The organism is Pectobacterium actinidiae, from assembly GCF_000803315.1.
Classification (GTDB): domain Bacteria; phylum Pseudomonadota; class Gammaproteobacteria; order Enterobacterales; family Enterobacteriaceae; genus Pectobacterium; species Pectobacterium actinidiae.
Window position 1 is genome coordinate 2,201,573 of the sequence record NZ_JRMH01000001.1, and the last position, 19,693, is coordinate 2,221,265.

At 48.8% G+C, this 19,693-nt stretch carries 19 protein-coding genes, 1 pseudogene and 1 other annotated feature; of the genes and pseudogenes, 7 read left to right on the forward strand and 13 right to left on the reverse strand.

Features of this window, described 5'->3' with window-relative positions; translation table 11 throughout:
• Positions 1-65: 65 nt before the first annotated feature.
• Entirely contained in the window at positions 66-1,739 is a 1,674-nt protein-coding gene (locus KKH3_RS09315; protein WP_039358473.1) for a Tar ligand binding domain-containing protein, read from the reverse strand.
• A 127-nt stretch (positions 1,740-1,866) separates the two neighbouring features.
• Positions 1,867-2,163, reverse strand: a complete 297-nt coding sequence (locus KKH3_RS09320) for a YciI family protein (protein ID WP_039358476.1) — start codon at positions 2,161-2,163, stop codon at positions 1,867-1,869.
• A gap of 250 nt (positions 2,164-2,413) precedes the next feature.
• Here KKH3_RS09320 and tonB point away from each other — a divergent pair, with 250 nt between their 5' ends.
• The gene (tonB, locus tag KKH3_RS09325; RefSeq protein WP_039358480.1) at positions 2,414-3,169 is read left to right on the forward strand and encodes a TonB system transport protein TonB; all 756 of its coding nucleotides are present in this window, start codon (positions 2,414-2,416) and stop codon (positions 3,167-3,169) included.
• A 107-nt stretch (positions 3,170-3,276) separates the two neighbouring features.
• On the opposite strand, the gene yciA is transcribed toward tonB, so the two are convergent.
• From yciA to KKH3_RS09340, 3 genes are all read right to left on the reverse strand, one after another.
• Entirely contained in the window at positions 3,277-3,699 is a 423-nt protein-coding gene (gene yciA, locus KKH3_RS09330) for an acyl-CoA thioester hydrolase YciA (protein ID WP_010275288.1), read from the reverse strand.
• A 19-nt stretch (positions 3,700-3,718) separates the two neighbouring features.
• A complete protein-coding gene (locus KKH3_RS09335; protein ID WP_039358483.1) occupies positions 3,719-4,285 on the reverse strand; it encodes a septation protein A in 567 nt (188 codons plus the stop codon).
• A 199-nt stretch (positions 4,286-4,484) separates the two neighbouring features.
• On the reverse strand, positions 4,485-5,237 hold the full coding sequence (locus tag KKH3_RS09340; protein ID WP_039358486.1) for a YciC family protein: 753 nt from the start codon (positions 5,235-5,237) through the stop codon (positions 4,485-4,487).
• A 349-nt stretch (positions 5,238-5,586) separates the two neighbouring features.
• Here KKH3_RS09340 and ompW point away from each other — a divergent pair, with 349 nt between their 5' ends.
• A complete protein-coding gene (ompW, locus tag KKH3_RS09345; protein WP_039358490.1) occupies positions 5,587-6,219 on the forward strand; it encodes an outer membrane protein OmpW in 633 nt (210 codons plus the stop codon).
• Between the two features lie 139 nt (positions 6,220-6,358).
• Here ompW and KKH3_RS09350 read toward each other — a convergent pair whose 3' ends face one another.
• From KKH3_RS09350 to KKH3_RS09380, 6 genes and pseudogenes are all read right to left on the reverse strand, one after another.
• Positions 6,359-7,078 carry an oligogalacturonate-specific porin KdgM family protein gene (locus tag KKH3_RS09350; RefSeq protein ID WP_039358494.1) on the reverse strand — a complete coding sequence of 240 codons (720 nt, stop codon included), beginning with the start codon at positions 7,076-7,078 and terminating at the stop codon, positions 6,359-6,361.
• Positions 7,079-7,465: 387 nt separating this feature from the next.
• Positions 7,466-8,269, reverse strand: coding sequence for a tryptophan synthase subunit alpha (gene trpA, locus KKH3_RS09355; RefSeq protein WP_039358497.1), 804 nt, complete (start codon positions 8,267-8,269; stop codon positions 7,466-7,468).
• Positions 8,269-9,462, reverse strand: a complete 1,194-nt coding sequence (trpB, locus tag KKH3_RS09360) for a tryptophan synthase subunit beta (RefSeq protein ID WP_167371725.1) — start codon at positions 9,460-9,462, stop codon at positions 8,269-8,271. Before trpB ends, trpA begins: the two co-directional genes overlap by 1 nt.
• A gap of 13 nt (positions 9,463-9,475) precedes the next feature.
• Positions 9,476-10,843, reverse strand: coding sequence for a bifunctional indole-3-glycerol-phosphate synthase TrpC/phosphoribosylanthranilate isomerase TrpF (gene trpCF, locus KKH3_RS09365; RefSeq protein WP_039358503.1), 1,368 nt, complete (start codon positions 10,841-10,843; stop codon positions 9,476-9,478).
• Between the two features lie 7 nt (positions 10,844-10,850).
• Positions 10,851-12,496, reverse strand: a pseudogene (trpD, locus tag KKH3_RS22445) (bifunctional anthranilate synthase glutamate amidotransferase component TrpG/anthranilate phosphoribosyltransferase TrpD).
• Positions 12,496-14,058 carry an anthranilate synthase component 1 gene (locus tag KKH3_RS09380; protein ID WP_039358508.1) on the reverse strand — a complete coding sequence of 521 codons (1,563 nt, stop codon included), beginning with the start codon at positions 14,056-14,058 and terminating at the stop codon, positions 12,496-12,498. The pseudogene trpD and the gene KKH3_RS09380 overlap by 1 nt, the downstream one beginning before the upstream one ends.
• A gap of 31 nt (positions 14,059-14,089) precedes the next feature.
• Positions 14,090-14,194, reverse strand: a sequence feature (Trp leader region).
• A 239-nt stretch (positions 14,195-14,433) separates the two neighbouring features.
• On the opposite strand from KKH3_RS09380, the gene rnm reads away from it, so the two are divergent.
• Together rnm and KKH3_RS09390 are read left to right on the forward strand one after the other, a co-directional pair.
• Entirely contained in the window at positions 14,434-15,318 is an 885-nt protein-coding gene (gene rnm, locus KKH3_RS09385; protein WP_167371724.1) for an RNase RNM, read from the forward strand.
• Between the two features lie 142 nt (positions 15,319-15,460).
• Positions 15,461-16,081, forward strand: a complete 621-nt coding sequence (locus KKH3_RS09390; protein ID WP_039358513.1) for an L-threonylcarbamoyladenylate synthase — start codon at positions 15,461-15,463, stop codon at positions 16,079-16,081.
• 376 nt (positions 16,082-16,457) lie between these two features.
• On the opposite strand, the gene KKH3_RS22450 is transcribed toward KKH3_RS09390, so the two are convergent.
• Entirely contained in the window at positions 16,458-16,667 is a 210-nt protein-coding gene (locus KKH3_RS22450) for a hypothetical protein (RefSeq protein ID WP_039358516.1), read from the reverse strand.
• Positions 16,668-16,829: 162 nt separating this feature from the next.
• On the opposite strand from KKH3_RS22450, the gene KKH3_RS09400 reads away from it, so the two are divergent.
• The 3 genes from KKH3_RS09400 to KKH3_RS09410 all read left to right on the forward strand — a co-directional run bounded on the left by KKH3_RS09400 (position 16,830) and on the right by KKH3_RS09410 (position 18,544).
• Complete coding sequence (locus KKH3_RS09400; protein ID WP_039358520.1) at positions 16,830-17,075, forward strand: hypothetical protein; 246 nt, start codon at positions 16,830-16,832, stop codon at positions 17,073-17,075.
• A gap of 12 nt (positions 17,076-17,087) precedes the next feature.
• A complete protein-coding gene (locus KKH3_RS09405) occupies positions 17,088-17,660 on the forward strand; it encodes a hypothetical protein (RefSeq protein ID WP_039358523.1) in 573 nt (190 codons plus the stop codon).
• A gap of 314 nt (positions 17,661-17,974) precedes the next feature.
• Entirely contained in the window at positions 17,975-18,544 is a 570-nt protein-coding gene (locus tag KKH3_RS09410; protein WP_039358525.1) for a recombinase family protein, read from the forward strand.
• A 262-nt stretch (positions 18,545-18,806) separates the two neighbouring features.
• Here KKH3_RS09410 and KKH3_RS09415 read toward each other — a convergent pair whose 3' ends face one another.
• Positions 18,807-19,523: a YagK/YfjJ domain-containing protein gene (locus KKH3_RS09415; protein ID WP_039362308.1), complete on the reverse strand. Its 717-nt coding sequence runs from the start codon at positions 19,521-19,523 to the stop codon at positions 18,807-18,809.
• Positions 19,524-19,693: the final 170 nt, after the last annotated feature.

A 19,693-nucleotide genomic window follows, 5' to 3' on the forward strand; every position in this document is an offset into this window, starting at 1 on the left:
AAAATAGCGACCCGAGGTATGGTCGCTATTTTTTTATCACGCGCTGAGCTTATTGCCTCATCGGCTCATCCCATAGCCGGAATGCGCTGTGCCATGTCTCTCTGATCAATCATCGGGTTACTGTCATCGTCCGTTGAGGGCAGGATGAACAGCGAGACCGACGTATTTAAGCGTTCCGTTTGCTCCAGCAGTGAGGCGAAGGTGTGCGCGGAGGCTTCCACCTGTCCCGCATTTTCTCTGACGGTATCGTTCAGCGTGCTGAGTCGGGCGGTGACTTCATGAATGCTTTCATTCTGCTGGTGCGATATTTCCGAGATTTCGCTCAGAAACGTGCCAGTGTCTTTTGCTGTCTGAATGATGTTCTGAAGGCTGTCATTCAGCTTGTTCACCAGTCGCGCTCCGCTGGTTACGCTGTTGTCTGAATCACGAATCAGCACATTAATGTTTTGTGCAGAATGGCTGCTTTGCGAAGCCAGCGTGCCGACTTCGCGTGCGACGACGGCAAAGCCACGTCCCATCGTCCCGGCCCGTGCGGCTTCAATTGCGGCGTTCAACGACAAAATATGCGTCTGAAACGCCACGTTTTCAATCATCCCAATGGCCTCTGTCATCTCACGCGTTCTGCCAGCAATATCTGACATCGCCGCTTTGACGTCATTCATCATCGTCTCACCCTGAGCGGCGATTTTGCTGGTGTCTTGTGCATGCAAATTGGCCTGTTGGGTATGCCGGGTATTTTTCTCAAGATGCTGGCTTAGCTGAATAATGTGTTCCGTGGTGGCTTTGAGCTCGTGGGATTGGCGGTTCGCCTGTTCGGAAAGGCGATGGTTATCTGTCGCGACCCGATCAACCTGCGTCATCATGTGATCAACGCCCTGACGAACCTGATTGACCAAGGTCACAAGGCCTTCCTGCATTTGGATGACGCTGGTATTGAGCTGTTCAACTTCGCGTGTACCGCGCGTCTTTGTCCCGATCGCATGTGAAAGATCGCCCGCGGCGATCCGCTTTAAATGAGCGATAATGTGTGTCAGCGGGCGAATAATTACCCGATTTACGCCAATCCACACGGCGATGGCGATCGCTAGCAAGAGGCCCAGAACCGTAATGAAAATTGTTTTTGCGTTATCGAGAGAAGATAAAAATTGTTGGCCATGCTGTTTTTGCAGTGCATCGGTGTCTTGCAGATAGTGCGAATATTTTTGGGTAAAATCGCTTTGATAAGCTTGAACCGGAACGGCAAAGAAAATATCGATCTGATTAGTGTTTTTTATTCCCTGCGCCAACTCGACAAGCCCAGCATAAAGCTGGCTGTAGCTCTTTTTCAAATCGATAAACGCCGCAGTGTCCGCTTCAGCTGTCGTGACCGTCCCCAGTGACTGGTAGTGCTCCTGCGCCTGTTTGAGAGACACGTCAGCTTCATCCATCAGACTGTGCCAACTACCTTCAGAACCGGTTTCTTTGTCTACCAGCAGATAAATGCCTGCGCGATTGAGTTTATCGCTGGCATTCATCACTTCCATCCGTGCTTTATCCATTAATGCTTGTTGCTGGCGAAGGCTTTCGTTAGCGGAAATATCTTGCCGAACCTGGGTCATCGTTTGAGAGATAACGCCGACGGAAACCAATTGCAGTAAAGAAAATAACCCAATGATCAATAACAATCCGGAGAGAATACTGAGGCGATAACGGCGGCGGATGGTGGCAATTCCATTTCGCAAAATCGCAGGCATTAACATGATTGTTGACTCGTTATAGATGAATAGCGGTCAAACTATCACTGTTAAATGACTAAAATATTTCAGCTTTTAGCAATATGCCAGGAGGCCATGGCTTTTTCACGTAACCATGACCTGTATCAATCCCTTAAAACACTTTTTTGAATGGTTTTACGCTAACGTGCTTATAGACGCCTGCTGCAATGTAGGGGTCGGCATCGGCCCATGCCGTCGCCTCATCCAGCGAAGCGAATTCGGCGATAATCACGGAACCGCTAAAGCCAGCCTGACCGGGATCGTCGCTATCGATAGCGGGTAACGGGCCAGCGGTAATCAGTCGGCCCTGATCGCGTAATGCCTGTAAACGGGCAAGGTGGTCCGGTCTGACCGACAGGCGTTTTGCTAATGAATCAACATTATCTTCAGCATAAATGACATAGAGCATAGCGACCTCACAGGTTGGAAGGTACCCTTTCTCGCTTGGTGTGCAGGGGCGGGAATCCCTGTGCCAAACGCTATCGGGTAAGAGAAACGAGTTTCTACCATCATACGTGATGTTGTTCGAGGACAATAGGTTGATTTGCCAGAGTAATCCCCCCACGATTTCTGTTTTTTTTACAATTCCACGGGTTGTTATTGAATATGATTGCTATTTGCATTTAAACTTGGGCGGCATAAGAGGATAAAGACAGACTATGCCGCAAAAAAAGTTTTTTTTGACCCGCCGTTACTCATGGCCATTCATACTTTCAGTTGGTTTTCATGGTTCACTGATTGCAGGCTTGCTGTACGCATCATTTAATAATTCAATTGAATTACCGCAGGAATCCAAGCCCATCAGCGTTGTGATGGTGAACCCTGCGGCCTATGAAGCGGCTCCTGCTGCAAAATCTGCCCCGGAGCCAGAGCCGGTTAAGCAGCCTGAACCTGAGCCGGAACCGATTCCAGAACCGGAGCCATTGCCGCAGCCGGTTCCTATGCCATTACCTGAACCAAAGCCCAAGCCGAAACCTAAACCGGAACCGAAGCCGGTGAAGAAGGTTGAGCAACCGAAGCCAGTTAAACGTGAACCGACCGTTGAAAAACAGCCGCCTTCGCCGTTTACCAGCACAGAGCCGACGCGCAATGTGAATAACGCGCCGGTGAAGCAGGCTCCGGCACCCGCAGCAAGCACGCAGTCAAGTGGACCGCGTCCGTTGAGCCGTGCACAGCCTCAATATCCGGCTCGCGCGTTCTCTCTGCGTGTTGAAGGTCGAGTAAAAATGCAGTTTGATGTGGATGAGTCTGGACGTGTTGACAACGTGCGCGTGCTTTCAGCCGAACCGCGTAATATGTTCGAACGCGATATCAAACAGGCCATGCGTAAATGGCGTTATGAAGCTGGCAAGCCGGGCAAAGATTTAGTTGTGACCATCGTCTTTAAAATTGACGGCGGGGCGGCAGTCGAATAAGTCACGCTGATATGAAAAAGAAACGGGGCGTCATCTTTGCAGATGACGCCCCGTTTTCGTGATGTCTTTATATCCGTTAACAAATTAAGTGCTTACGTTACCCGATGTCACTCGCTTGGTGTAAAGTTGCTTTTACCGGCGGGGAGTTCGCGTGGGTGACCTTCTTCATCTACTGCGACGTAGGTGAATAACGCTTCGGTAGCCCGATAGCGCTGGCCAATCGGCTCAGAAGAGACTTTTTTTACCCATACTTCAACGTTGACGTTGATAGAACTACGTCCAGTGCGTAAGCAGCGGGCATAGCAGCAAACCACATCGCCGACGGCGACAGGTTTTAAGAACGACATTCCATCAACCCGTACGGTAACGACACGTCCCTCTGCAATTTCTTTCGCCAAAATCGCACCGCCGATGTCCATCTGCGACATCAGCCAGCCGCCAAAAATATCGCCGTTCGCATTGGTATCGGCTGGCATTGCCAGCGTGCGGAGAACCAATTCGCCCTGTGGTAACACGTTTTGTGTGCTCATTATGTCTATCTCGCTTTGGCTATTGCTGCTCGCTTTTTTCTTCTTCTGACTTTTCCTGATCGTTAGGCAAGTGACGATAAATATAAACGCCACAAATCAGCGTAAACAGCAGCGTCACACCGGTCAGACCAAAGACTTTGAAATTAACCCAAACGTTTTGCGGTAACCAGAAAGCAATATAGATGTTAACCAGTCCACACACCAGAAAGAACATGGCCCAGGCGAAATTCAGTTTCCCCCAGACGGGCTGCGGCAAGGTTAACTCTTTACCCAGCATCTTCTGAATCAGAGTCTGTTTCATCACAAACTGGCTAACCAGCAGAGCAATCGCGAATAAGGCGTAGATGATGGTGACTTTCCACTTGATAAACAAATCGTTATGGAACACCAGCGTTAGAGAACCGAAAACCACGACCATCGCGAAGGTGACCAGCGTCATTTTCTCTATTTTACGATACATCACCCAGGTGACCACAAGTGACAGCGCCGTTGCCGCAATCAGTGCACCCGATGCGATATAGATGTCATAAAGTTTATAGGCCGCAAAAAAAACGACCAACGGTATAAAATCAAGAAGTTGCTTCATTATGTCAATCCATCACTCAACAGTGTCGTAATTATAACCCACAAGAGTTATCCGATAGCGCATGCCATTATCCTTTATTGTGGAACACCATTCCCGAGATATTGTAATAATTTGCAGAAAATTACGATTGGGTAGATAGCGAACGGAGATCTGGCGGAACCTATGCCACCAGAGCGATGGCATAGGCAGAGAGCGGGAGTTAAGCGCGCAGCAGCATATAAAGGCGGAACAGATAAATGAGCAGGATCGCGGAGATCAGGTTGCTCAAGCCGTTCAGAACCACGCCGAGTACGGTAGGTGAGGAAATCGGTAACTTCGACACGATCAGCAAAATAGCGATTTTAGCGAGTAGCCACATCACGATGGCAGGTGCGGTTGCACGCAGGTTGCCGTAGGCCAGTTTGGTACTCACTTTAATGGCGCTGAAAATCCCACTTTTTTCCGTGACCACAATCACGGGTGACAAACTCAGCGCAATCGCCAGCAGCACGCCAGGAATGACCAGAAGCATCATACCCAGTTGGATGAGCAGGGTGCACAGCAGGATCAGAAAAAGCAGACGCAGTAAAAAAGGTGCCGATGCGCCAATTGCACGCAGTGCGCTGGTACGCTGTCCGTCAGATACCAGTTGAATCAGCATCAGAACTCCGCCCGTTAGCAGCACGTTGCCCACTAAGGCAGCGAAGGTGCCTGCCGCCGACATTTTCAGTAACACGGTTTGTTGTTCCGGCGTCATTTGCTGAATCATGTCCATCAAGCCGGATTCGACAGAAGATGACAGATCGCTGCTGGAACCGCTCAGAATCCGTAACTCGTCTACAGAAGGCGATAGCGCATGATTCAGTATGACAGTAATGAATGCCGTCAACAGTGACATCATTAAGATACTGATGAACTGGTTGCGGGTGAAATTCATTGTGTCACGGTACAACGTGTTAGCCGTGATAGGCATGCAGGCTCCTTGAAAAAGATAAATCGACAGAGAGAACTTAACTCACGATTGTAACCTGTTAATTCGCGCTGTGGCACCCCGTCAACGATGCAATGCTGATTTTCCCCTCACTATGAGGTAAGCGTAACTTGGTTACCAAGAATGTTTTTCCTTGCCATCGGCCGTGTAATTTATTCTTTAGTGTCATTCTTGATCTGGATCAATTCCATGAATTTTAATCAGTTAGTGATAAGTGATTCAGTTCAATTTGGGCGTAAAATCTTTAAAAGATGTGATCTGGCTTAAAACAAGAATACCTACTTAGGGGTATATTTCGCTCGAAATTTTAACCCTATTAATGGAGTGGGTAATGAAAAAGACATCTTTCTTATTGTTGGCGGCGGCGCTCATGCCTGCATTGGCACAGGCTCATCAAGCGGGTGATTTCATTGTTCGGGCGGGTACGGCTACGGTGCATCCAAGTGAAAGTTCGGACAATGTGCTGGGATTGGGAGAGTTTCAGGTAAACAACAATACGCAGTTGGGCCTGACTTTCAGTTACATGGTGACGGATAATATTGGCGTTGAATTACTTGCCGCTACCCCGTTTAAACATAAAGTCGGAACAGCAGGCACCGGAACGATTGCGGAAGTGAAGCACCTGCCGCCTTCACTGGTTGCACAGTACTATTTTGGTGATGCCCAAGATAAATTACGTCCTTACCTGGGCGTTGGCCTGAACTATACCTTGTTCTTCGATGAAAAATTTAATGACAATGGTACAAGTAAAGGTCTGAGCGATCTGAGCCTGAAAAACTCTTGGGGTGTTGCGGCACAAGCGGGATTGGATTACAACCTGGATAAAAATTGGTTGGTAAATATGTCCGTATGGTGGATGGATATCGATACGGATGTGAAATTTAAAGCTGGTAACGATCAGCAAAGTATCCATACGAAGATTGATCCATGGGCCTTTATGTTTGGTGTCGGTTATCGCTTCTGATGGTTGATTTAATTTGACGCAACGGTAAGACATAAAAAAACGGCGAAGTAAATAACTTCGCCGTTTTTACAGACAGGAAATAACAAACTAATAAAGAGAACGCTATTTTATTACAGCAATTATTAGATGGCGTTAGCCATTAGAAATTGTATTGTACACCAACGCGGTAGCGAGTCTGACGCTCATCCGTTGTTGTGCTGCCAACAACGTTGCCGACTTCAGCGTAAGGCGTCCAGTTTTTGTCATATTTATACGCTAACTTAACGTTGTGAGTCAGGCCATAGTTGTCGTTGTCAGCAATGTAGCCAACAGAACCGGCTTTGGTTTTCTTGTCGTACTCAAATTCGTATTCAACCACAAAGTTTGCTGGCAATTTATAGCCCAACGTACTGGTGATGGTATAGCCTTTCATATCGGAAGGGGCTGTAGTGCCGATGCTGTCACTTTTACGCAGATAAGATGCACGGTAGCGCAGGCCATAGTACAGTGAATCGGTAATGTTAGCTGTACCTTTGATATAAGGACGATAGTTGTTGTCTTTTGAAGAGGAAACCATATTCAAACCAGTTTCCATCCCAAAGGTTTTGTTGAACTTGTATTGGTAGCTAGCGGTAACTTCTGTACCGTTGCTAACCGTCTCGTTAAATGGTTTATTTGGCGTTTTATCGGCGCTTGATTGTGCCCATTTTGCTTCCATAGACAGACCAAAACCGTTGTCAAAACGGTGGGACATCAGCAGGCGATCTTTATGGTCGTTCTTTACCGTATCCTGCATTTCATGACGATAGTCAATCGTCACAGCCATGGAGCTTAAGCTGATTAAGGAAGTTACCATCATCGTCAATATTTTAACTTTCATTTTATTATCCCAAGTCAAAGAGAATTATTATTTAAAAACACGCTGCCACTTTTGTTCAGCGGTTCCATTTTATTTATTATCTCTTACAGTAATGTGAACAAGATCGTTAAAAAGAGAAAATATTAAATGATCTTATTTCTGTGATTTTCTTCGTATTTTATTGGTGGGATTTATGCGGTTTAAAAATTAACGGTTATTTGATTTATTTTTTGATGTGGTATTTAATAATTATTTCAATTTGAAAAATATTTTTACAATTATAGTAAAATAGACATTAAATAATAATTGAAGATATTAAGGTTTAATTAAATAAGAAATAAGTTGAAACATAATCTGGCGCGCGACGTTGCTTGCATTAAGCAGAAATCGCGCGCCTGAAAAGTGTTATTAATGCGTAGCGGCTTTCATTTCACTCACAAAGGCGTGTAACTCCGACAGCATCACATCAGGCTGGTTCAGATTTTTTTCGATAATCCGCACGATGGCAGATCCAGAAATGGCACCCGCTGCACCTGATGCTAACGTTTCCCGCACTTGAGCCGGATCGGAAATGCCAAATCCTTGTAGCGGAGGAGCGGCATGATGCGCATTCAGTTTGGCAACCAGATGATTCAGCGGCAGCTGTGCGCGCTTTTCTGCCCCAGTCACGCCCGCACGGGATACTAAATAGGTATAACCACGGCCATAAGAAGCGATCTCGCGCAGTAGTTCATCGTCAGCATTCGGTGGACAGATGAAAATAGGGGCGATGCCATGCCGCAGCGCCGCCGTACGGAAAGGGGCTGACTCCTCCACCGGAACATCCGCCACTAATACCGAGTCGACGCCGACCTGTGCACAGCGCTGATAAAATTCATCAATGCCGTTGCTAAAGACCAGGTTGGCATACATCAGCAGGCCAATCGGGATGTCCGGGTATTTTTGACGTATTGCCGCCAGCATTTCGAAGCATTGGTCGGGCGTGACGCCTGCCGCAAAAGCGCGCAGGTTGGCATCCTGAATGGTCGGGCCATCCGCCAACGGGTCAGAGAAGGGCACGCCCAGCTCCAACGCGTCGGCACCAGCGGCAATCAGCGTGTCGATAATTTTCAGAGATTGCCCGGGAGAGGGATCGCCCAGCGTAACAAACGGAACGAACGCGCCTTCCTTTTTCTCTGACAGGCGGTTAAATAACTGTTGATAGCGTTCCATTAGATTTCTCCCCGATCTTTCAAAATATCGTGCACGGTAAAGATGTCTTTATCACCACGGCCGGATAGGTTGACCACCAGCAGTTGCTCTTTCTCCGGTTCCGCTTTAATCATCTTCAAGGCGTGTGCCAGCGCATGGGAAGACTCCAGCGCGGGAATAATCCCTTCACCGCGGCAGAGCGCTTTGAAGGCATCCAGCGCTTCGTCATCGGTAATCGAGACATAGTCAGCGCGGCCAATGCTGTTCAGGTAGGCGTGCTGTGGGCCGACGGACGGGAAATCCAGCCCGGCGGAAATCGAGTAAGACTCTTCAATTTGTCCGTCAGACGTTTGCATCATCGGAGATTTCATTCCGAAATAGATACCGAGGCGACCGTGTTTTAACGGCGCGCCGTGCTGCCCAGATTCAATGCCCAAACCGCCAGGCTCAATACCGATCAGACGAACGTCAGTATCCTCGATGAAATCAGCAAACATCCCAATCGCGTTAGAGCCACCGCCGACGCAGGCGAGTACCGCATCTGGTAAACGACCTTCTTTTTCCAGAATCTGCGCTTTAGTTTCCTCACCAATCATGCGTTGAAACTCGCGCACGATAGTCGGGTAAGGATGCGGGCCAGCGGCCGTTCCCAGCAGATAGTGTGCTGTTTCATAGCTGCCAGACCAGTCACGTAGCGCTTCGTTACAGGCATCTTTCAACGTGGAAGAACCGCTGTGAACCGGAATCACTTCTGCCCCCATCAGACGCATGCGGAAGACGTTCGGCGACTGGCGCTCAACGTCTTTTGCACCCATATAAACGCGGCATTTCAGGCCAAGCAGGGCGCAAGCCAGCGCCGTCGCGACACCATGTTGACCTGCACCCGTTTCGGCGATGATTTCGCTTTTACCCATGCGCTTAGCCAACAGAGCCTGTCCGAGTACCTGATTGGTTTTGTGCGCACCGCCGTGCAGTAAATCTTCACGTTTCAGGTACAGCTTGGTTTTCGTCCCAGCAGTCAGGTTTTTACACAGGGTTAATGCTGTCGGGCGACCCGCGTAGTTTTTCAGCAGATCGGTAAATTCGGCCTGAAATGCAGGATCTTTCTGTGCACTGACGAAAGCCTCTTCCAACTGGCGTAACGCCGGGATGAGGATCTGCGGAACAAATTGTCCGCCGAATTCACCGAAGTAAGGGTTGAGTAATGTCATAATTTTCCCGTCTGTTTTAGTGTTGCGGCTGACGTAATGTCGCAAAAACCGCAGCAATTTTATGTGAGTCTTTTTTTCCCGGTTCGCTTTCTACCCCGGAATTGAAATCCAGTCCTGCGCAACCTTGCTGTGCCGCCAGTGCGCAGTTATCGCTATTCAGTCCACCGGCCAACAGCACGTTATCCAATGATTGATTCGCCAGCAGCGACCAATTAAAGGTTTTACCGCTGCCGCCCTGACCGTTATCAAACACGTAACGATCGACATGGGTGAGGTTGCGCTCTGGCAGTACATCGGTGATGCTCAGCGCTTTCCAAATCTGGCAAGCCGCAGGTAATTGCTGGCGCAGTTGGTTGATTGTCTGTTGATCTTCATCACCATGCAGTTGAACGGCCGCTAGCCCCAACTGCGTCGTGATAGCAACGATGTGTTCGACGGGCGCATTGCGGAAAACACCAACATAGCGCAATAGCGCACCGGTCATAACGTCAGTGGCTTGTTTGGCATCAATATAGCGTGGGGAACTGGCGACGAAGATTAATCCGCCGTAGAGCGCACCCGCTTGATAAGCGGCCTTTGCATCTGCGGCGCGCGTTAGGCCGCAGATTTTGTTTTCACCCAAAATAACGCGGCGTACCGCGTCGTTCAGATCGGGTTCGGACATCAGTGAGCTGCCGATCAGAAAACCCTGAGCAAACGTGCTGAGTTCACGAATCTGTGCGTGGCGGTTGATACCGGATTCACTGATCACGGTGACGCCAGCGGGCAGACGCGGTGCGAGCGTTCGGGTACGGTTGAGGTCAATGGAGAGATCGCGCAGGTCGCGGTTGTTGATCCCAACAACGCGTGCTTCGAGCTGAATGGCTCGCTGTAACTCTTCTTCGTTACTGACTTCTGTTAACACGCCCAGTTTCAGACTGTGCGCTACCTCGGCCAGTTGCTGATACTGCTCGTCGTCCAGCACGGACAACATCAGCAGAATGGCATCGGCCTGATAGTAGCGGGCCAGATAGATCTGGTAGGGTGAAATAATAAAGTCCTTGCACAACACCGGCTGATGTACTGCCGCGCTAACCTGTGGCAGGAAAGCAAAATCACCCTGAAAATACTTCTCGTCGGTTAAAACAGAAATAGCAGACGCGTAATCTTTGTAGACCTGAGCAATCGCTACTGGGTCGAAATCGTCGCGAATCAATCCCTTCGACGGTGAAGCCTTTTTGCATTCAAGAATAAAGGCGGGCTTATCTTGTTTCAGCGCCTGATAAAAGTCGCGCTGGCTGGGAACGATCTCATGCTGAAAAGAGGCCAGCGGCTGTGCTTTTTCTCGTTCCGCAACCCAGAGCGCTTTATCACGCACAATTTTATGTAATACGGTTTCCTGCATGGTTCCATTATCCTCTGGCGGACAAGGCGATAACGCGCTGATAAGCCTGTCCACTATGAATGACTTCAAGCGCTTGTTGCGCATTCTGGCGCAAATCTTCCTGTCCAAATAATCTCAGAAGCAGCGCAACGTTGGCTGCAACCGCCGCGGCGTGCGCGCGTTCACCTTTACCTTGTAGCAGTGACGCGAGAATGTCACGATTTTCTTCTGGCGTACCGCCTTGTAATGCCGACAATGGATACGCATCCAGACCGAAATCGCGGTGCGTCAGTTCGTAGGTTTCGATCTCGCCATTTTTTAACTCGGCAACCTGCGTGGGCGCATGGATCGCGACTTCATCCATCCCACCACCGTGAACGACCGCAGCTCGCTGGTAGCCCAGTACCTTCAACGTTTCGGCGATAGGGCGAACCAATTCGGGGCTATACACACCAATCAGCGCCAGCGGCGGGCGTGCTGGATTAACCAACGGCCCCAGGACGTTGAAGACGGTGCGAGTTTTGAGCTGCTGGCGCACCGGCATGGCATGGCGGAAACCTAAGTGATATTGCGGAGCAAACAGGAAACACACGCCCAGATCGTCCAGAGCCTGACGTGCATCCTGCGCGCTCATATCCAGTTTAATACCGAAAGCGGAGAGCAAGTCGGATGATCCAGAGCGGCTGGAGACGCTGCGGTTGCCATGTTTGGCGATTTTCAGACCACAGCTGGCGGCGACAAATGCGCTAGCGGTTGAAATGTTGATGCTGTTGGTGCCGTCACCGCCTGTGCCGACGATATCGGCAAATAAATAATCAGGGCGGGGGAACGGCTGTGCATCGGCCAACAAGGCCGTGGCGGCACCAGCGATCTCATCGGGATGCTCGCCGCGCACTTTCATACTAATCAGTGCCGCTGCCAGTTGGCTGGCTTCCAGTTCACCGCGGATAATCGCGCCAAACAGCGCTTGGCTTTCCTGACGGCTGATATTTTCCGCGCGGTATAATTTTTCCAGTATGTGTTGCATGGTCATGACATCCTGAGCAGTAGACGGTTCCTGGGTTTTAGAAGACAGTTGCATAATCGTATCTCTCGTTAAGCCAGCGCCCAGTCCAGCGTTTGTTCCAACAGTCGAGCGCCATGTGTGGTCAGGATCGACTCAGGGTGGAATTGAAAACCACAGACGCGATCCGCATCGTGGCGCACGGCCATGACCATCGTGTTGAAATGCGCGTTGACGGTCAGCGCCGGAGGAATGTTGCTGCCGACCAACGAGTGGTAGCGGGCAACGGGCAACGGATGCGGTAAACCACTAAACATACCGCTGGCATCGTGGTCGATGGCAGACGCTTTGCCGTGCAGGATTTCACCCGCCTGACCGACATGGCCGCCGTAGGCTTCCACGATGGCCTGATGGCCGAGGCAAATGCCGATAATCGGCAACTGACCGCGCAGACGTTGCAGCAGTTCTGGCATACAACCCGCTTCGGCTGGCGTGCCGGGGCCGGGGGAGAGCATCAGGATCGGTTTTTCCATTTGCTGTAACCGCGCGATGATGACGTCGGCAGGCAGATGGTTACGGTAAATCACGACCTGATGACCGCTGGCACGCAGTTGATCCACCAGGTTGTAAGTGAATGAATCGATATTATCGAGCAGCAGGATGTCCGCCATTAGAAAATCTCCTTTGCATGGTGCGCACTGGCAATGGCTCGCAGTACAGCCCGGGCTTTATTGCGTGTTTCGTCGGCTTCGGCCTGAGGATTAGAATCCAGAACCACGCCCGCACCAGCCTGAACGGTCGCAATCCCATCTTCGACATAGGCAGAACGAATGACGATACAGGTGTCCAGATCGCCATGAGCGGTGAAGTAGCCTACCGCACCGCCGTAGCTGCCGCGCCGGGTTTTTTCACTTTCGGCAATGAGCTGCATCGCCCGGACTTTCGGTGCGCCGCTCAGCGTGCCCATATTCATGCAGGCGCGGTAGGCGTGCAGCACATCTAAATCTTCACGCAGTGTACCCACTACGCGAGAAACCAGATGCATCACAAAGGAATAACGGTCAACTTTGGTCAGGTCAGCAACGTAACGGCTGCCCGGCTGGCAGATACGTGCCAGATCGTTACGGGCTAAATCTACTAGCATCAAATGTTCAGCCAGCTCTTTATGGTCGGTACGCATTTCCAGCTCAATACGGCTATCGAGATCGCGATCCAGTGAACCATCGGCACGACGACCGCGCGGGCGGGTACCGGCAATGGGGTAGATTTCGATTTGGCGGCTGTCGGCATCGTATTTCAGCGAACTTTCCGGCGAGGCACCGAACAGCGTGAAATCTTGATCCTGCATGTAAAACATGTAAGGACTTGGGTTGTTATCTTTCAGCGTTTGGTACGCAGCCAGTGGTGACGGGCACGGCAGGGAGAAGCGGCGTGACGGCACAACCTGGAAAATTTCACCGATGCGGATGGCTTCTTGCATCTGGCCGACAACGTCACCGAAGGCCTCATCGCTCTGGTTGCAGCTCAGCGTCATGTCTTCGATGGACTGACGCGGCAGGGCTGGTGCTGGCTGGGTGAGCTGAAATTGCAGCTGTTCCAGACGCTGTTGCAGACGCTGCTTTTCGCTATGGTTCGGCGTAAACAGACTGGCTTGCAGGGCGGTAACACGTTTTTGGTGGTCAAGCACCAGCAGCGTTTCTGCCAGATAGAAGCAAAAATCCGGGCAACGCTGCTGCTGGCTCAGCGCGGGTAATGCTTCAAACCCGGCAACCAGATCGTAGGCGAACAGGCCGCCGAGGAACATGGCTTCACGCTCGTCTGTCGGGCAGGCGACCAGCTTCATAATCTGGCGTAAGGCATCAAACACGGACAGCGAGCGCAGACGAGCATCTTCGTCCTGCATCGCGTCTGCCAGCGGGAAGGTGAGTTCACGGCCGTTCGGACGCGGTTGATTGGTAATCTCCACCGGCAGCGCAGCATCCAGAAGCGGCAGAAGGCTGGCACCGTTTGCCGTGAGTGCCTGAATGGAAACGTGCTGTCCCAGTGCGGTGATCCGCAGCGCGCTATCTACGATCAATAGGCTTTTCAGGTTTTCCTTGCTGTCGATTTCCGCCGACTCTAACAGCAATGTTGCAGGTCTGGCACCGCAGAGCTGATGGAAGATGGCGCTGGGGTCGTTACGATAAACGGCCTCAATACGTAGCAGTTCCAGTTTAGGTTGTGTTGTTTGCATTCTTGCTACTCGTTTAATGTTGTGCCCATCAAATAAAAAGCCCGCTTAGTTAAGCGGGCCTGGGAATATCTGCATGTGTGATAACAGCAATGCGTGATTAGTCCACCCGCGATAGGGATGAGCGCCACCAACCATGCTTCATCATTTTCTGCGTTGCCATTATCATCGTCTCGCTATCTGTTGCTAAACATTTTTGGGTACGGACCAATGTGTTACGGACTCATATTGGTGTATCGAGCTTGTGTACTAGTTAACTGGTTCGGCGGTGAAATGTCAACACCTTCAATAGGATTATTTTATTACTCGAAAAGACGGTGGTCATTACCATTTGCTTCCTATTAATGGCATCATGCGGCCTTCGCATTATTCTTGTTAATGGATAGGCTTGTGCCAGAAGATTCTCAATCGATATCGTCATTCCCTCTTTACGATTTGCATAGTCATACCACGGCGTCTGATGGCCTGTTAACGCCGACAGCGCTGGTCAGCCGGGCTGTAGACATGCGGGTGAGTGTGCTGGCTATTACCGATCACGACACGACCATTGGGCTTGACGAAGCGCAACAAGCAATCGCACAACAGGGGCTGCCGCTGAGATTAATTCCCGGCGTGGAGATTTCCACGCTGTGGGAAAACCATGAGATCCACATTGTCGGGTTGGGGATGGACATTACCCACCCGGCGTTAACGGGGTTGCTGCAACAGCAGGCGGCGTGTCGGCAGAATCGGGCGGAACAGATTGCGGCTCGGCTGGAAAAAAACCGCATTCCCGATGCGCTGGCTGGTGCACAGCGTCTGGCGACGGGGGGGCAGATTACGCGGGCGCATTTTGCGCGTTATCTGATCGAACTGGGCATCGCGGCGAATATGAATCAGGTGTTTAAAAAATATCTGGCGAAAGGCAAAACGGGTTACGTGCCGCCGCAGTGGTGCACGATCCCGCAAGCGATCGAGGCGATTCATCAATCTGGTGGGGTGTCTGTGCTGGCACATCCGGGGCGCTACGATTTGACGGCCAAATGGCTAAAGCGCCTGTTAGCCACGTTTGCAGAAAGCGGTGGGATCGCGATGGAAGTGGCGCAATGCCAACAGGCACCGGATGAGCGTACGCAGTTGGGTCGCTATGCGCGTGACTTCAACCTGATGGCATCGCAAGGGTCGGATTTCCACCTGCCGTGCGCCTGGATTGAGCTGGGCCGCAAGCTGTGGCTGCCTGCCGATGTCGAGCCAGTCTGGCACCATCCCGTGTTGGTAGACTAGCAGTGCATCATTGCGTAATGGCATTGCTATCTCATGAAATAACAATCTTTTACCATCAACACGTTCTATAATCATCCTATTGCACGATGACGCGGGTTGGAATGCACAACGCCGCGAAATGTCCGACGTATGAGGTAGGGTCATGAGCCAGTTTTTCTATATTCACCCACAGAATCCGCAACCGCGATTGATCAATCAGTCGGTGGAATTTTTGCATAAGGGTGGAGTGATTGTTTATCCAACGGATTCCGGTTACGCGTTGGGCTGTATGCTGGGCGAAAAGAACGCGCTGGAACGCATCTGCCGGATTCGCGACCTGGGTAGCGATCATAACTTCACGCTGATGTGTCGCGATCTGTCCGAGCTATCAACATATGCCCATGTTGACAATACCGCCTTCCGGTTGATTAAAAATAATACGCCCGGTAATTACACCTTTATTCTGAAAGCGACGAAAGAGGTTCCTCGCCGCTTAATGAATGAAAAGCGTAAAACTATTGGCCTGCGCGTGCCGTCTAATCCTATCGCCCTGGAGCTATTGGCTGCGCTGAATGAACCGTTGATGTCGACAACGCTGATGCTGCCAGGGAATGATTTCGCTGAGTCCGATCCAGAAGAAATTCAGGAAAGATTGGGAAAACAGGTGGACCTGATTATTCACGGTGGTTCTCTGGGTCAACAGCCGACGACGGTTATCGACTTGACCGAGTCCGTGCCGCGCGTCGCCCGTGAAGGCACTGGTGATGTCACGCCGTTCCTATAAGCACTGCGGCAGGCTTGTAACAATGGGAATACAAATGGCGTGAAGATCGGTATAATCGCGCCAGTATTGAATACGACGAACGATTTTTACGTACACACTATTTTTACGTAACTAGCTGAATTATATCAGCAGTTATGACTCCCCCCGACGCCTGGGAAGGCGACCAGCTATTTTTATTTATTCATTAAAAACAATGTCTTATTTTTTTTCATGCTATGAGTTGGGACTGTTTGTGTGACAGGGAATACACCCACTCAGTAGCACTGATATGTTGTACAGCATCTTAGTTAGATTTGAATGTAAAAAAACCGAGTACAGAGCTCGGTTTACAGCTTGCATCATATAAGAACATCCCCCCTCTTAACGAATATTTTTCCTACTCCTCATCCTCAGTGTTAAACGTTTTGCTATACGGACAGTGTTTCGATTTAGTGACGTAAGTGAACGTATAAATACTGTTGCTGTAAACGCACAAAGTTGATCCATTTTTCATTGTTGACTGCTCAGGATTCCTCATTGTGATTTGACCAGCCATGGCATTGAACGGTAACAGCGAGCTAAGAAGCGCCAATATATAACTCTTCATTACATTCCCTCCTGTAGCTATTGGTTGTCTTATCCGTGATAACGATAGGGTGTTTTCGCAGGAATTATAGTAACCATATTGATCACTTTTAACGATCGATAATATAATTATGATCGATTTTATCGATATGATTGTTTTTTATGTAATGCGATGGAGGCTAATTTGAAAAAAATTCTTTTGGTAGTTCTGGGACTTAGTGTTTGTGGTGGGGCGATGGCGGGTGATGGTTCGCCTGAACTCAAAGCTGAGAGTCAGGCGGTGATTCGTCAGGCTGGGTATCAATGTAATAAGGTGAATGGCGTCTATCCCGCAGCTTTTGGCGGTTCAGTCACAGTCTTCTGCGATGATTTATACAAATATATAATTAAGGATAAAGGTGGTCGCTATATCGTTGAAGTTGATGATTAAGGATGAACTGGTATGACGGCTCAGACAATCAAGGTAAACAATCTATATTTTTACTTCTTTTTGGTAATGCCACTAATAGTACCTATTTGTTACTATTTCATTAATGATGATATCTCTGCGTATATTATTTTCTACACTGCTGCTTTCGCTTGCGCATTTTTCGATCAAAAGGAAATGGTAAAATCAGAGCACGAATCAAAATCACAACTTGTCGCCTCAGTATTGGGGATCGTCATTTTTCCACCAATTTATGTCTATGGCCGGACGAATGCTTCTGGTATGAAAAAGTGGAGGTGGTTTTTTGTCTACATCGCAATTGTTCTTGCAAGTGTGTTTACCAGCGCAGCTATAGAAGCAAGCATGTCCCTTAAAACGACTGCATGCGAGATAACGACATCTATCTTCAAGGACAAAGGCACTGATACAAGATGCATAATAGTGAAGGATCTGGAGACGGTTTCTTCCGGCTATTATCGTGCTAAAGCCGTTCTAACGAATGGTGTTGATGTACCAATAACCATTGAAGAACGCGAAGATAATTACATCTATGTAACATTAGCACCACTGAGCAACCTGTTTGATTAAAAGCTCAGGGGAGATTATCCCCTGACTCTTCCCCCCTGCAAAAATCGTCATCACCCGATAGTTTTGACCAAAATATTACCAGTGCATTTTCTGATCAGCTAAGCGTGTGTCTAGTAGACAAAAGTTTAATGCCAATGATTTTCAAATATCAGATCAGTGAATTGATGGGGACAGTTTTAAAGGTATCAACAATCGAACGTTTTATGACGCCAATCTACATCCCCAAAAAATGGTATCAAAAAATTAGGGTGTTGACATAAAGATACCATTAACTGATTATGATACCGTATGTTGATACCAATTGAGAGGATGTTATGAGTCGTACTTTTGCATATTGTCGTGTATCCACCAGCGAGCAGACGACAGAAAACCAGATCATGGCGATTCGTCAGGCTGGTTATGATGTGATTGCTCAGCGCGTTGTATCAGAAATTGTGTCTGGTGGTGTGCAAGCGATGAGCCGTAAGGCGTTCGCTAATATGGTTAATCATAAACTAGAAGCTGGGGATCAGTTGGTGGTGCTGAAGCTGGATCGCTTGGGCCGTGATAACATCGACGTACAGCAAACTATTGCAATGCTCGTTGAGCTGGGAATTGACGTTGTATCGTTGGATCTACCAGTACGTAATCTCGCCAGCGCTGAAGGAAAGTTGATGCTACAAATGTTTTCAGCCTTTGCTGAATTTGAGAAGTCACGCATCGTAGAACGAACTAAAGAGGGCTTGGAGCGTGCGAAGAAGGAAGGAAAGAAATTAGGTCGCCCAGCAGCGACAGATACTCGTAGGCGTGTGCAGGAGGCTAGAGCTAAGGGACTAAGTCAATCTAAGGTGGCTACCGAGTTAGGTTTGAGTCTTCCAACCATTAAACGAAATTGGAACCAATAAGTAATATGTTCAATTTTGACAGCAATAAATTTGAGAAAATAAAAAGGGCCATATCGATTAAATCGAGTAGCCCTACGGTGTTTATTAGTCAAAATTAAGAATGATGTTCAATAAATTGCGTTTAAGTTGAGATGGCAGATAACGACGCACGTTAAGCGCTATATATCGCTCTGTAATCGATTTTTATTGTGTAACCAATACCTACCTACAACACACAGGTTAAAATCCAACATGAGTCGTTACATTGGGTATTCACGAATGGCTATTTTTTATTTCTTAGCTTTGACGTTGAATGTACACGATGACCCTTGCCAGTTTGGTTCTTCCCGCGCTCCTTGGCAAGATATGACACCCATTTGATTGGGCCTTCAAGCGTCTCTGGTTTACCACGTTCAATAACATAATTACTCGGAAAACGGTCATCCTTACCTAGAAGGTCAACCAGAGTATGTTCGCCCATAGTAAGGTCACACCAGATATCAATAATAGCGCTGCCTACGCCATATGTTGGACCGCCTAGTCGCTGTGTGATTCGATGGGGGAGTGCGATCCAGCAGTGATAATGAACTTGTTTAGCCTTTTCTTTTTCGCATACCCAGCCATAGGCAAAATTGTTTATTGGGCTAGTAATGCCTTTTGGTCTGCGGTTCTTTGATTTAAGGCGTTCACGTAATTTCTTAAATAATAATCTCATCCAATCATTGCTGATCTCTACAGTCGTACCTTTAGGTATACGCAAGTCAAAACGAGTAAATAACACACGGCTATAGATTGTCTGTATAGCCTTAAGTTCATCGACGATAGGAGTAAGAATATCTGATCGCACACCTGATTTATCTGTAGTGTTAATCGGATATTCAAAACCACCATAGGAGAATGTATTACCACCTACCAGCGGATAGCGACCATGCTTATGTGAGATTGTTTTAGATGGAGTAGGTAGTCGAAATGCAGAGTCTAACTGTAGTGTTGTTAACAAAAAACCTCCCTTAATATTTACACAAATGATCCTATACACCGACCTATAAGTTATTACCATCAGACCACCGCATAACGCTACCTAAGAAAATAGCTTGAAGCCTCTTCTAGCAAGGGGTACAAACGGGGGAAGTGAGGGTGTTTTTTTCGATCAAAGTTGCAGTGTATAAA

What these genes read in the sequence shown, in the direction of transcription:
- trpCF (WP_039358503.1), bottom strand. Translation starts at nt 10,843, where the DNA reads ATGCAGGAAACCGTATTACATAAAATTGTGCGTGATAAAGCGCTCTGG.
- trpA (WP_039358497.1), bottom strand. Translation starts at nt 8,269, where the DNA reads ATGGAACGCTATCAACAGTTATTTAACCGCCTGTCAGAGAAAAAGGAA.
- KKH3_RS09340 (WP_039358486.1), bottom strand. Translation starts at nt 5,237, where the DNA reads ATGCCTATCACGGCTAACACGTTGTACCGTGACACAATGAATTTCACC.
- rnm (WP_167371724.1), top strand. Translation starts at nt 14,434, where the DNA reads ATGGATAGGCTTGTGCCAGAAGATTCTCAATCGATATCGTCATTCCCT.
- yciA (WP_010275288.1), bottom strand. Translation starts at nt 3,699, where the DNA reads ATGAGCACACAAAACGTGTTACCACAGGGCGAATTGGTTCTCCGCACG.
- KKH3_RS22450 (WP_039358516.1), bottom strand. Translation starts at nt 16,667, where the DNA reads ATGAAGAGTTATATATTGGCGCTTCTTAGCTCGCTGTTACCGTTCAAT.
- KKH3_RS09320 (WP_039358476.1), bottom strand. Translation starts at nt 2,163, where the DNA reads ATGCTCTATGTCATTTATGCTGAAGATAATGTTGATTCATTAGCAAAA.
- KKH3_RS09335 (WP_039358483.1), bottom strand. Translation starts at nt 4,285, where the DNA reads ATGAAGCAACTTCTTGATTTTATACCGTTGGTCGTTTTTTTTGCGGCC.
- KKH3_RS09315 (WP_039358473.1), bottom strand. Translation starts at nt 1,739, where the DNA reads ATGTTAATGCCTGCGATTTTGCGAAATGGAATTGCCACCATCCGCCGC.
- KKH3_RS09380 (WP_039358508.1), bottom strand. Translation starts at nt 14,058, where the DNA reads ATGCAAACAACACAACCTAAACTGGAACTGCTACGTATTGAGGCCGTT.
- KKH3_RS09350 (WP_039358494.1), bottom strand. Translation starts at nt 7,078, where the DNA reads ATGAAAGTTAAAATATTGACGATGATGGTAACTTCCTTAATCAGCTTA.
- KKH3_RS09410 (WP_039358525.1), top strand. Translation starts at nt 17,975, where the DNA reads ATGAGTCGTACTTTTGCATATTGTCGTGTATCCACCAGCGAGCAGACG.
- tonB (WP_039358480.1), top strand. Translation starts at nt 2,414, where the DNA reads ATGCCGCAAAAAAAGTTTTTTTTGACCCGCCGTTACTCATGGCCATTC.
- KKH3_RS09390 (WP_039358513.1), top strand. Translation starts at nt 15,461, where the DNA reads ATGAGCCAGTTTTTCTATATTCACCCACAGAATCCGCAACCGCGATTG.
- KKH3_RS09405 (WP_039358523.1), top strand. Translation starts at nt 17,088, where the DNA reads ATGACGGCTCAGACAATCAAGGTAAACAATCTATATTTTTACTTCTTT.
- ompW (WP_039358490.1), top strand. Translation starts at nt 5,587, where the DNA reads ATGAAAAAGACATCTTTCTTATTGTTGGCGGCGGCGCTCATGCCTGCA.